Origin of the sequence: Kribbella sp. NBC_00709 (assembly GCF_036226565.1) — a bacterium.
Classification (GTDB): domain Bacteria; phylum Actinomycetota; class Actinomycetes; order Propionibacteriales; family Kribbellaceae; genus Kribbella.
The window spans coordinates 3,792,278-3,804,582 of the sequence record NZ_CP108996.1 but is presented as its reverse complement, the minus strand read 5'-3'; the positions used below and the strand labels follow the sequence as shown (position 1 = coordinate 3,804,582).

Genomic DNA, 12,305 nt, shown 5'->3' with positions numbered 1-12,305 from the left:
GCAGCCAGGCCTGAAGGCCTCAGCTCAGCGCACCTGCCACTCTTCCTCAGGGATGTAGCTTTCCTGGATGTCGCCGCAGCGGCCGGACCATTGCCAGCCGACGAAGACAGGACGGGTGAGGAGGCGATCACCTGCGCGTTGCGTGCGGATGACGAAGCCGAGACGGTCGGACGACGGGTCACCATGCTGGTTTATGACATAGTCCGCCTGTAGTCGCTCGCAATTGTCGCCGTACCAGTCGGCTACCTCAGACGGTGGCCGGCCGACCAACTGAGCGCCTTCGAACCTCACCTGTGGACCTGCACATGCGTCGATTGCAACCGCGTGCAGATGTCCATCCTCGTAGTACGCCGTGAATCCCTGACTGAAGCTTGCGCTACTAAGTCTGTCGCCCCAACGGCCAAGGCTCGATCGATGTCCGACTGCTTGCTCCACCTCGTGGTGCTCCATCCAGAAGATGAGCGGTCCTACAGCCGCGAGCGGGCTGAATTCCCAGACCTCTCGCTCTGAGTCGGGCTTGATCGCCCAAGGATCCCAAGTCATGTTCCGGCTCGTCTCCTCTGGCTCAGCCGACGTGGAAGACTTCAGAACGCCGGAGCTGTGCCCCGATCTGTTCCTCCGTTGCCGTACTTCGGGCGCCGAACTCGTGACCGGAACCTACAAGCTTGATCAAGCCAGTTCGTTCGCTACGGTAGTTCGTCCGCGAGCGCGCCAAAGCTGCATCCGCGATCCCGAACGGATGGTTGCTCATGATCGTGGCCCCTTCCTCGAGTGCTCAGGTGACTTGCTGTTGTGCAAAGGGAGGACGTCGATGTCCTCGACGGGCCAGTGCGGGTACGTCTGCGCTGTTCCGACTTTCTTCCACCCCCAGCATTGGTACATCGCGTGAGCCTGTGCGCCTGGGCGGGAGATGAGACTCGCGAAGGGCTCTGGTCGGCCGGCGAGGAGGGCATCGACAAGCTGGCTGGAGAAGCCGCGGCCACGGAAGTCGGTGTGTACGCCGAGCTCGATCATCGCGAAAAGAGGGCCTGAAGCAACGTCTGCAGGAGGCGGATCAGTCTTAACACCGGTCCACCATCGTCCAGGCGGGAAGGTAAATCCGTACGAGAACCCGACGAAGGGCCCGTCGAGCTCCCCGGCGACGAGAACGAATCCGTCCAGGCCGGCATGTTTCGTGATCCGGAACTCGAACTGTTCGATGTCTTCCTCCGACATCTCGTACGGAGGTTCGGAGTAGGCGTTCGCGTAGAGCGGCTTTAGTCTCGGGACGAGTTCAAGCGTCTCGGTCCCCGTACGGCGGATCAAGGTCAGGGTCATGGTCGCTCCCTGGCGTAAGCCGCTGGCACCCTTGAGTCAGGTATCAATGGTTGGGCCGGAAGCCAGATGTGCCCCCGTCCCGAGCGATCAGCCAATTGCTGGCAACCATTGGCGGCAGTTCGGCAGGACGAAGTCTCGACCGGCCACACCATACGCGTATGTTCTATCTTCGCCATGGGAGCGCTTAGTCGGCTGCCAGCTCCCAGGCCACCAGCTCAGGACGTCTGCCAGTGGCGAAGAACTCGGAGGCCGCTGCACGAGCCTCCTTCACGGTGATCGCGCTGCCTTTGCCCATGGTCGTCGGCACGCCGCCATAGTCGAAGGTGGCTTCCTGCGGCTCGGCGAGGGTGCCGGCTGAGCGGTACTTCGCGGAGCCATCGACGTCGTCGTAGAGCGTCAAGGAACTGAAGGCTGCGCCTAGTCCAATGTTCATCGTGGTGAGCTCGTCCGCACTGACCAATTCGACCCAGGTCGGCCGCGGCAGATTTGCGACTCGGTCAAGCAGCTCGTCGAGCGCGGCCTGGCTGCCTATGCGCTGCTGTCCCGCGTCATCGTCGTAGTAGGCCGTCAAGAAGTCGTTCATGCGAGTCCTCTCCCATCACCGATGTAGACCTTATAGCCGCCTGGCCAATAGACCGTCAGCTTGGCACCGGGTGGCAACTGCCACGGCAACGTGTTGTCGCAGCCGTACCGTCCACCGCAGGGACGCTTGTTCACGTACAGGGTCATTTCTCGAGGCATTCCAGCCCGCCGCATGAGTGCTGCCGCGTGGCCCTCCGCGTGTTCTCGCGCAGAGTCGAGGCTGGCGGTTCGGCCGCCGAGACCTGGCGCCGTACCTCCTGGTCCTCGCGTCCCGCTGCGCACATGAATCAGGCCTCCACCGTCCGGCTTGGTCAGAATCCCGGATGTCGGCCCGACGTCTCCCGGCCGCTCGGGTAGCCGCCGAAAGATCTGTTCGATGAACGGAGCGGGCTCCGGCTGATCTCCAGCTTCATCAGTGGCGCCACTGTCCTGCGGCCGAGCATCGACCGTGCCCCGCGACGGTCCATTTTCCTCCGAACCCGTCTCATCGCCAGCCCGTCCGGGCTTGTCCGGCTTATTGGCTTCCGGTTCGTCGTCATGGTCGTCACGCCGGCGATCCGCGGGAGGCGTGCTGCCGTCTGGCCCTTGCGACCGTTCACCCCTCGAGCCGCCGCTTGGCTCGGCGGTTCGAATGCCGCTCACCATCTGCTCGACCCACTGCTTCGCTCGAGCTTCAGCCTGAGACAAGTAATGCGCTGCCTCTTCGCAGCGCCTTGCCGCATCATCGAGCTGCATGGCGGCCACTCGGGCGCTTGGGTTGTTACTGGTGCTCCCGATCCACGCCGCGGCTTCGCGGCACTTTCTGGCTCGGTCATGAAGGTAGCCGACCGCCCGCGGAGCCTCGTTCAGACAGGCAAGCAGTTGTTCGGCGACCCTCTGCAGCTCGGAAGGCATACGCTGCCTCGGCCAGCTAAATCTGGTCGGCGTAGCCGCGACATCCGGCCTCGGCGATCTGCAGCGACTGGACGGCTTGGTCGACCGACTTTGCGGCCGCGTCCAGCATCGTCGCGATGTCCTGGTCCGCACGGGTTGCTGTGCCGCGGATGAGGGCCTGCACCTGCTGGCTGGACTGTTCGAAGCGCTGCTTGAAGCCAGCCAGACTGGCTGCACCTTGCCTCGACTGGTCAGCCAAACCGTGCAACTGCATCTTCATCTGTTCGACTTGGGACATGTACGGCTCCTCACTTGGTTAGACAGTCAGCGATCTGCTGGGGTCCGATTGACAAGCCGCGTAGTGACGCGGCAATGATGTTCCCGATACGGGAGGACGATCAGGCAGATGATTCGACGCAAGAACGCCTTGTTGGACACGGCTCTCGCATGCGTGGAACGTGGTATTCCGGTGCAGGCGGCAACTATCGCGGGCACGCCGGACGGCAGCTGGATCACCGATGTCGACACAGCCCGGGCGGTGTGGGACGTCGCCGAGCCACCCAACCTGGCGATCACGTCGTGCCCGACCGTTGCAATCTGGCGCCTGCCACGGATCGCCGGCGCTTACGGCAAACGGCTGTACGAACAGGATCGACCTGGGATCTGGCCGCCGACGATGAAACTGCCGAACGGCGACTGGATCACCTGCACGCTCCAGCCCGAAACCGACCTCGGCCCGCTGGCTACCGGCCTTGAGTACATCGAGCCAGGGACACCCGTGGTCATCCCGCCTTCGACGACCGTCGACGGCCGGCTGAAGTGGGACGGCTCGAAGTTCCCGCTCCATCCACTGCCGAGCGCCGGTGCGGTCCTGTCGAAGGTGCTGCGGGCCGAAGAAGAGTACGTCGGACTGCACGGCCAGCTCGACTGAGATCTCGCCAACCGTGCAGCACGACACCACGGCTCAGCCCTTCTGAGCAACGGCCAGAAACAGCGAACTAGCCGCCACCAGCTCGGGCATCCGATCGGCCAACCGCGAGCACTCCAGCGCCGTGTCGAGCGGGTCGTGCTCGGCCAGCTTGTTGGTGTAGCGCTGGTTCTTGAAGTGGGCGTCGATCATGACCGTCAGCCAGCCACCCGGACCGGTGAGACCGAAGATGTTGACCGGCCGCAGTCCGGCGCCGATGAGTTCGCTGCGTAGCTCGCTTTCGCGGTGGTAATAACAGTGCGCCATCCGCTCGTTGTCGGCGCTGTGGCCGGTCTCCAGGATTTCGCGCACGATGCCGTGACGCGTCAGGAGCGTGTTGGCGAGTGCGGAGCCAATCAGGTTCGCTGCTCGGTTGATCGCTACCGCAGCTAGCACGCCACCGGGGCGCAACACCCGCAATGCCTCGCGAAGTGCCAGGCGACGGTCGCTTGCCTCCGGCAAGTGGTAGAGCGGTCCTGCCATCAGTACTGCGTCGAACGACTGGTTCGACCATGGGAGTCGGCGGCCGTCGCCGAGTTCGGCGGTGATGCCTTCCGCGTTGGCTTGGTCGACGTGACGCTGGACTGGGTCGAGTAGTACGACGTCGTGCCCTTGGTCGCGGAGCCAGCCGGCGTGCACACCAGGACCACCGCCAATGTCGGCCACACGAGCCGGAGGCGGCGGGAACCACTGGCCCAGGAAGTCGTAGAGCCGGGCCTGTTCTAAGCGACCCTTTACGGTCGAGCTCAGCCGAACAGCCTCGTCCCAACGGCTTGAGTAGTGCGTTTCGATCGCCGGATCGACGGTCGGCCGATCCAGCGGGATTACAGGCGTATCCACTGCACTCCTATCGTCGAGGTGGAACAGCGGGCGGGCGTCCGCTCTGCAGGCTGTGCGCCCGCCCGCTGGTCTTGAACTGCGGCGGCTGAGTGGCTGCTCGCCCGAGCGCGTACGCCCCAACCACTCAGCCGACCGGAACCGAGACACCGTCCGCGCCTCGGTGCTTGAGCGGCTGACACGGAACGGACTCGCTTCCGCGTCCCGTGCCAGCCGGTTGTAGAGGTCCCTGCCCGAGTCAGGGGTTAACAGGGGACTCGGGGAGGCGACTCGAACAGGGACCGTTGACAGGCGGAGCCGGCGGAGCGCGTGATCACCCAGCGAGGGGACTGACGAGGACTCCCCCCACCGGCCCCGCCAGTTCATGGGGGTGGCACGTCGTGCAACAAAAAGCGAGCCCCAGCGGTTCGCTCGAACTGCACGCGTACCGCAGACGGATCGCCAACCAGCGCCAGGTGTCGCCACTCTGGCACGACCACTGTCGTTATCTCGTAGCGGTTGACCGACGTCACCAGCGCCTCGAATGCGGCCGGTGCGGTGTCGGGGCCTTCGAGATAGACCGATCCCATGACGAAGCCCTCGAGCTGAGCGAACCCTGCGAGCTCTCGCCTCATGGCGCTCACATGCCGATCCGAAAGGTACAGATCCTCCGCGCATATCCAACGAGCAATGGCCGGGTGTAGTCGGTCGCCCTCACTCGTCCATCCAGTGGCGGAATGTCGCGAGGATGCGTTCCCAGAGCCGGGACCACCAGCCGCGGCGGTGCTGGCCGTTCACGAGTCGGTAGCATCTTCATCCGCCGCCGCAGGTACCGATTCAATCGTGATGCGAAGACTGGCGAACCGCCGAGTCATGCACGCTTGGTACCGGATCGCTTCCGCCGGCTCGGCGGTGTAGTCCGCGATGACGTGCTCACCGAACCAGACTCGGACGCGGCGGTCAGTCGGCGGTGGCAGCCGAGTGACGGTCATTCGCCCCTCACCTCCCGGATGATGTCTCGGATCATGAAGACGTAGAGCAGAGCCGCCAGCAGCCAGAGAGACCACATTTTCCGATATCACGTAACGTCACCCCCTCGTCGCGGTTAGCACTTTCGGTGACGAGAAGCGTCCCGCCGATCGGTCTGCCGTCACCATGAACGACATCGGACACTCGGCTGCCATCTGATTGCCATTGGGGGGGCCGAAACGGCGGCAGAGGCGCATCTGACGCCAAAAAGCCAGAGGCCAGGGCATGACGTCTGCCTGCCATCTGTCGGACGTTCGGCTGCCATCGACGCGCGGAACCCGCTTGCGACCCATTGGCCTGACGTACGGTGAATGCGTGGCTACGGCGCAGTACAGAACGCTGTTAGAGCAGATCGTCCACGAAGGCCCCTGGACGGTCGAGGAGACGTGCCGAGAGTTCGAGATCAGAGCACAGCAGATGAAGGAGTCGGCGACGTTGTCGCCGCGCCAGTTGGCGCGGTGGATGCGCGGCGACGTCGGTCAGGCGAGAGCAGTCGCACAGCGCGTGGCCGAAGCGTTCTGGGGTCACCGTTTCGAGGTCTTGCTCGGCTTGCCGCATGAGTTGGCAGAGTTCGAGCTTCGCAACGGAACGGCCGCGCCTGGCCTGTCCGTTGACGTCGAATCGTTGGAGGCAGCGGCAGTTATGGCCGCCCACGAGAGTTTTGAGCACGCAGCCCGAATCGCCGGCACCGTTGACTCGGACGACATTTCGTTGCTCCAGGAGTCAGTTCTTGAACTAGCCCGCGGTTACCAGACCAAACCGCCGTTGCAGTTGCTCACCGAAGCCCGCCACATCCGCAACGTGGCTTACCTGTTGCTCGACAAGACGAGACGACCTGCGCAAACCAGCCAGCTCTATCAGGTGGCAGGACAAGCCTGTGGACTGCTGTCAGTCGTGTCGTTCGACCTGGCGCGTTGGGACGCCGCCGAGGAACAGGCCCGCTCAGCACGTACCTACGCCGAGCTGATTGGTGATGCGCACCTCGAGGCGTGGTCCCGCGGAACGCAGGCTGTCATCGCCAACTGGCGTGGTCAGAGTCGGCGAGCGGTCGACCTGATCGCCAGCAGCATCGATGCTGCCCCGGCCGGTGCCTCAACTGCGAGACTCAGGGCAATTGAGGCACGGGCATGGGCCGAGCTAGGGCGGCCGGACCAGGTTAAGGAATCCCTGCGCCTGGCCGACATAGAGATGGGGCAATCGCAGGACAGCGAACTTTATAGCGCTGCCGGTGGCGAGTTCGGCTGGGGTCAGAGCCGCCATTCGGCGTGCGCTGGAACGGCTTTGCTGACCGTGGGTCAAGGGAAACCGGCGGTGACTCGCATTCAGGACGCCATTGCCCTGGTGCCAGAGGACCCGCTGGGTGGATTGGCACCTGCACGGGCGCAGGTCGACCTGGCAACTGCGGAGCTCCTGGCCGGCCGCCTTGACGCCAGCGTGAACGCGCTGGAGTCCGTCTGGACGATCCCAGCGCCAAGCCGCCGTCATGGTGTGACTGGACGAATGGAGCAGTTGTCTCACCGGCTCACCAGTCGCGATTGGCGCGACTCCGCAGAGGCTGTGGACTTGCGCGATCAGATCGAGATTTTCAACTCCGAGGCAGTCTCGCGACTGGCGCTACCGAGCGCTTGACGACTGGGCGTCATCCCAAGCGGCGAGGAGTTCAGCCTCCCGGTCGGGGCGCATCCCGAGCTGGCCTTGCCGTGGGTGGTCGACGAGCCCGTCGCGGTCAAGCGCCTCTTTGAAGTCGTACAGGGTGTCGCGCAGTGGCCTGCAGACGAATCCCGCCGCAGCGGCCCGCCGGCCGTCCACATGCCAGGTGCCTTCAGAGATGCGCCATAGCGGGATCTCAGTCCACTGCCGAACACTCTGCTCATCCAGCCACCTGGGATCCACCCATACCGGTTGAGCACGGCGTCCGGTCAATGCCAGGCAGACGTCGATCAGGGCGCCGTACGTCGAGTGGCCGATCGGGGCGACGAGGTTGAAGACGCCGTCCCGTTTCGCCTCGACGGAGTCGAGGAGGAACGTTGACACGTCGCGTACGTCGACTGGCTGAATGGTCTGCTCAGGTGGCGCAGGGAGTAGCCACCGACCACCGCGTGCAGCTCGTGCTAGCAGCTTGAGTCCGCGGCCGACGTACTCACCTGGCCCCAGGATGACTCCCGGCCGCACGATCAAGCTGCGTATAACTCCCTCCATCACCGCCGTCTCGCAGCCCGCCTTGAGCGTGCCGTACTGACCGCCGATCGTGAGGTCGGCTAGTTCGGGGGAATCTTCGGTGTATGTCGGCGACGATGGCCAGAGCGCCGAATCCTCGTTGACGGAAACCGCGGGCCAATCGCGGTAGGCGCTCACGGTCGAGATCAGCACATACTGCTCGGTGTGCTTGCCGAGCGACGCCGTCACCCGAGCGACGTCGGTAGGTTCATACGCGCTGGTGTCGATTAACGCGTCCCATGGGCCGGACTCGGCCAAGCGCTGGAGGTCTGCGTCGTTCCGACGATCGCCGCGAACGTGCGTCGCGCCAGCTGGCGGCTGACCATTCTTGCCACGCGTGAAGGCTGTGACCTCCCACCCCCGAGCCAACGCATCGACGATCAGCGTTCGCCCCAGGAACCAGCTGCCACCGAGGATAAGAAGTCGCATGAGGCAATCTTGCCCTCTGACGGCGTACAGGGGCTGACCTCACGGAGTTGCGTTTCCTTCGCTACCTCGCTCGGCTCAAGATCCGCGATCGCCTGGAAGACGGCGCAAATCACGACGCTGACGTGCAGCGCGTTCCCAGCCGTCGACCGCCGCTCGTCCTGCGGATGGGTTGCGGTCACTCGTCAGGTCCGCATGAATAGGTGGAGGCGCTGGCTCCGAGCGCAGCAACATCGCCGCGGGTCGATGAGCGTCGCTGGCCGTGAAACGACAGCCTCGAGCCGATCACACCTCTTGCATGTCAGGCGGTCCACGCCAAGTGCCGCGCCGATCGGTCCCTTGGCCGCTCAGCCGTTGAGCTTGCATGAGCGAGCTGGTGAACGCACGCACCCGCCAAATTCCGGGCGGTCAACTGTGATGAGTATCCACCGTTTGAACGCCGGAGAGGGGTACCAGTACCTGCTTCGGCATGTCGCCGCCGGGGACATTGATCGGCGGATGGTCACACCGCTGACGGCGTACTACACGGCGTCGGGATACCCTCCCGGCCGCTGGTTGGGACAGGGACTTCGCGGCCTGGGCGACGGCGCGTTGGTGCCCGGAAGCGAGGTGACCGAGCTTCACATGGCTGCGCTGTTTGGCCGTGCGGAAGATCCGCTCACCGGCCGGATGCTCGGCGAGCCGTATCGCGTTTTCAAGAGCCCGGAGGAGCGCATCCAGGAGCGGATCCGTGACCTCCACCCGGCACTGTCGGATGCCGAGCGCGTGCACGCGGTGGCACGGATTCGGCGGGAGGAGATGCGGAAGAAGTCCCGTCAGGCGGTTGCCGGTTTCGACTTCACGTTCTCTCCGGTCAAGTCAGTATCGGCGCTGTGGGCAACGACCGATGTTGGCACTCAGGAGCAGATCGTCGCCGCCCATCATGACGCGATCGCGGATGTGCTGACGCTGATCGAGGAGCACGCGGCGTTTACCAGGAGCGGCGATGGTGGCATCGCGCAACTGGATACCCGCGGAGTCATCGCGACCGCGTTCGATCACTGGGACAGCCGCAGCGGCGACCCGCAACTGCACACTCACGTGGTGGTCGCGAACCGCGTCCAAGGCCCGGACGGCGCATGGCGAACTCTCGATGGGCGCGTGCTGTACCGGGCCGCGGTGGCGATGTCGGAGATCCACAACGTGCTTCTCGCCGACCACCTCACCCGGCGTCTCGGCGTGAACTGGGAACTGCGCGAACGCGGTTCCAGACGGAATCCGGCGTTCGAGATCGACGCGATTCCCGACGACCTGATCCGCGAATTCTCGGCCAGAACCGCACAGATCGAGGCCAATCTGAACGCACTTCTCGACGACCGCAGCGAACAGATCCACCCACCCGACGCCCGCGAAATGTATGCCCTACGGCAGCAGGCGACCCTCATGAACCGCCCGTCCAAGCACCTCGCACAACCTCTCGCAACGCTGATGGCGCAGTGGCGAAAGCGCGCCGACCAAGCCATCGGGTACGACGCCGTCGCCGCCATCCGACGATCCCTGAACACGGCCGGCGAGCGTCCGCTGGCTGCGGCAGACCTGAGCCCAGAAACGGTCGACGCGTACGGCGCCGCAACTGTCCTAACGCTGCAAACCAAACGCGCCACCTGGACACGCTGGAACCTGCTCGCCGAGGCCGCACGCCAGACCCGACTGCTCCGCTTCCTGTCGACCAGCGACCGGTTCACCACGCTGCAAGCGATCGTCGAACGCGCCGAGCAGCACTCGATCAGCCTCAACGCCCCAGACCTGGTCACCATCCCCGTCACCCGCGCCAGCGGCGAGAACGTGTTCACCATCCACAACGGCCAGATCTACACCTCACCCGTCATCCTCGGCGCCGAAGCAGTCCTCCTCGACCTTGCCCGCGACGCCAGCGGACCCACCATCGCACCAGCATCGACCAACACCACCGGTCTCAGCGCCGACAAGGCCGACGCGCTCCTCCGAATCGCGACCAGCGGCCAGAAACTCGAGGCCCTGATCGGACCTGCAGGCGCCGGCAAGACCAGCCTCTTGTCCGCACTCACCGCCAGCTGGGAAGCCAGGTACGGCGACGGATCGATCATCGCCCTCGCACCATCCTCAGCCGCCTCAACCATCCTGTCTGATGCCATCGGTGCTCCCACCGAGAACATCGCCAAATGGATCTACGAATCGGCCGGTCTCGGCGCCGAACAACGCCGCGAACAGATCCTGCAAACCGAACACGCCGCCGAGCTCGCCCACCGCACACAACGCCGTCTCCGCCATCAACGACTCATCGTTCAGCTTGCAGCCCTCAGAGCCCAGCGCGATCGGTGGACGTTCCACGAGAACCAGCTCGTCATCATCGACGAAGCCTCCATGGCCAGCACCGTGGAACTCGCCACTCTTGCTCGCGCTGCCAATGCGGCTGGTGCGAAGATCCTGCTCGTCGGTGATGACGCACAACTGTCCGCCGTCGACACCGGCGGCGCGTTCCGGCTCATCGCCAAAGACACCGAGGCAGCCGAGCTCACCGATGTCTGGCGCTTCACGAACCCGTGGGAGCGCGACGCCAGCCTCGCGCTGCGTCGCGGCGAACTGAGCGCCATCGATGCCTATGACAATCACGAGCGACTCACCGCCGGCTCATCAGACGAAATGGAAGAGGCCGCCTACAAGGCCTGGCTCGCCGACACCAACAGCGGCAAGACCAGCCTCCTGATCGCCGCCGACAACACCACGGTTGCACGGTTCAACGCCCGGGCCCGCCTCGACCGCGTCACCAGCGGCGAAGTCGAACCCGGCGGCATCGAACTCCACAACGGCAACCACGTCGGCCTCGGCGACCACATCGTCACCCGACTCAACAACCGCCGTCTCCCCTACGGTCAGCGCCAGTTCGTGAAGAACGGCGACCACTGGACGGTCATCCACCGCTGGCCTGACGGTTCCCTCACCGTCCAAAACCGTGCCGAGGACACGGTCACCCTGCCCAGCGCATACGTCCAGGAATCCGTCGACCTCGCTTACGCCACCACCGCCCACCGTGCCCAAGGCGCCACCGTCGACACCGCCCACCTCCTCGTCACCGAGCAACTCACCCGAGCCCTGACGTACGTCGGCATGACCCGCGGCCGCGACACCAACCTGGCGTACGTAGCCACGCACCAGGCCTCCTCGGATCTCCACGAGCCGCACCTCGAACAGACCATGCAGGACGTCCTCGAAGCCGTCCTCAACGACCCCGGCGTCGAGCAATCCGCCCACGAAGTACTCCGCCAAGAACTCGACAACGCCACCCGCCTCGACCGCCTTGTTCCCATCCACGAACACCTCTGCCAACTCGACGCCAAGATCCGCTACAAGGAGGCCATCGACGCCTCCGGACTCGACCCAGCCGACCAAGCGGCACTCCAGGCGTCCCCCGCCTACGGCGCACTGATCGCCGAGCTCCGCCGCGCCGAGAGCGCCAGCATCAACGTCACCAAGATTCTCCATCGCGCGGTCAACCAATCGCCTCTGACGAATGCCAACGACCTCGCAGCTGTCCTCCATGCCAGGGTCGATCGCCTGGTTTCCAGAGCCCTCCGGCGCCGAGGCGAACACCTGACTACGGTCGCCGGCCTAGTAAGCCCAGCAACGCACGTCAGCGACCCGACCTTGATCGCCCCGCTCCGCGAGCTCGAATCCCAGATTGGACAACGCGCCGATTGGCTGGCCAGCAAAGCCTCAGCCGAGCAGCCTGCCTGGTACCGAGAACTGCATCGAGACGCCAGCAACCCACCGGACCAGGATCTCGCCGAGCTTGTCCGCGAGATCGCCGCCTACAGAGAGCGCTACCAGATCCATGTGCCTTCGATCCTCGGAGACGCACCGCCAGAGAAGGCAGCCGTGCGATGCCGTCAACACTCCCGGCTCCTGAGCCTGCTCAGGGCCTGCTCATCAGGCGCCTCCGAACGACCGACAAACCACACAGATCCCTCGGCGATGGCACCAGAATCCGCCACCCCAACGCAGCCCGGCTGACAGTCATGAGCAGGACAGGCACCGAAGAAGGACCTTGCCCCTTAGGAGC

11 protein-coding genes are annotated in these 12,305 nt (G+C 64.7%); 3 read left to right on the top strand and 8 right to left on the bottom strand.

Annotated features, from left to right (window positions below):
* Positions 1 to 24 precede the first annotated feature (24 nt).
* The 5 genes from OHA18_RS18735 to OHA18_RS18720 form a co-directional block, all read right to left on the bottom strand.
* On the bottom strand, positions 25 to 543 hold the full coding sequence (locus OHA18_RS18735) for a hypothetical protein (protein WP_329005408.1): 519 nt from the start codon (positions 541 to 543) through the stop codon (positions 25 to 27).
* Positions 544 to 747: 204 nt separating this feature from the next.
* Positions 748 to 1,317 carry a GNAT family N-acetyltransferase gene (locus tag OHA18_RS18730; RefSeq protein ID WP_329005407.1) on the bottom strand — a complete coding sequence of 190 codons (570 nt, stop codon included), beginning with the start codon at positions 1,315 to 1,317 and terminating at the stop codon, positions 748 to 750.
* Positions 1,318 to 1,501: 184 nt separating this feature from the next.
* Positions 1,502 to 1,900: an Imm1 family immunity protein gene (locus OHA18_RS18725; protein WP_329005406.1), complete on the bottom strand. Its 399-nt coding sequence runs from the start codon at positions 1,898 to 1,900 to the stop codon at positions 1,502 to 1,504.
* Positions 1,897 to 2,544 carry a DddA-like double-stranded DNA deaminase toxin gene (locus tag OHA18_RS43325; protein WP_442914417.1) on the bottom strand — a complete coding sequence of 216 codons (648 nt, stop codon included), beginning with the start codon at positions 2,542 to 2,544 and terminating at the stop codon, positions 1,897 to 1,899. Before OHA18_RS43325 ends, OHA18_RS18725 begins: the two co-directional genes overlap by 4 nt.
* A 265-nt stretch (positions 2,545 to 2,809) precedes the next feature.
* Positions 2,810 to 3,070, bottom strand: coding sequence for a hypothetical protein (locus OHA18_RS18720; protein WP_329005405.1), 261 nt, complete (start codon positions 3,068 to 3,070; stop codon positions 2,810 to 2,812).
* A 153-nt stretch (positions 3,071 to 3,223) separates the two neighbouring features.
* Between OHA18_RS18720 and OHA18_RS18715 the strand changes: the two genes are divergently transcribed.
* A complete protein-coding gene (locus OHA18_RS18715; protein ID WP_329005404.1) occupies positions 3,224 to 3,703 on the top strand; it encodes a hypothetical protein in 480 nt (159 codons plus the stop codon).
* Between the two features lie 33 nt (positions 3,704 to 3,736).
* Here OHA18_RS18715 and OHA18_RS18710 read toward each other — a convergent pair whose 3' ends face one another.
* Positions 3,737 to 4,699 carry a class I SAM-dependent methyltransferase gene (locus OHA18_RS18710; protein WP_329005403.1) on the bottom strand — a complete coding sequence of 321 codons (963 nt, stop codon included), beginning with the start codon at positions 4,697 to 4,699 and terminating at the stop codon, positions 3,737 to 3,739.
* A gap of 239 nt (positions 4,700 to 4,938) precedes the next feature.
* Complete coding sequence (locus OHA18_RS18705; protein ID WP_329005402.1) at positions 4,939 to 5,190, bottom strand: hypothetical protein; 252 nt, start codon at positions 5,188 to 5,190, stop codon at positions 4,939 to 4,941.
* A gap of 709 nt (positions 5,191 to 5,899) precedes the next feature.
* On the opposite strand from OHA18_RS18705, the gene OHA18_RS18700 reads away from it, so the two are divergent.
* Positions 5,900 to 7,213 carry a hypothetical protein gene (locus OHA18_RS18700; protein WP_329005401.1) on the top strand — a complete coding sequence of 438 codons (1,314 nt, stop codon included), beginning with the start codon at positions 5,900 to 5,902 and terminating at the stop codon, positions 7,211 to 7,213.
* Here the strand turns inward: OHA18_RS18700 and OHA18_RS18695 are convergent.
* Positions 7,199 to 8,230, bottom strand: coding sequence for an NAD-dependent epimerase/dehydratase family protein (locus OHA18_RS18695; RefSeq protein ID WP_329005400.1), 1,032 nt, complete (start codon positions 8,228 to 8,230; stop codon positions 7,199 to 7,201). The two genes, OHA18_RS18700 and OHA18_RS18695, sit on opposite strands and share 15 nt — an antisense overlap.
* A gap of 414 nt (positions 8,231 to 8,644) precedes the next feature.
* Between OHA18_RS18695 and mobF the strand changes: the two genes are divergently transcribed.
* Positions 8,645 to 12,256 carry a MobF family relaxase gene (mobF, locus tag OHA18_RS18690; protein ID WP_329005399.1) on the top strand — a complete coding sequence of 1,204 codons (3,612 nt, stop codon included), beginning with the start codon at positions 8,645 to 8,647 and terminating at the stop codon, positions 12,254 to 12,256.
* Positions 12,257 to 12,305: the final 49 nt, after the last annotated feature.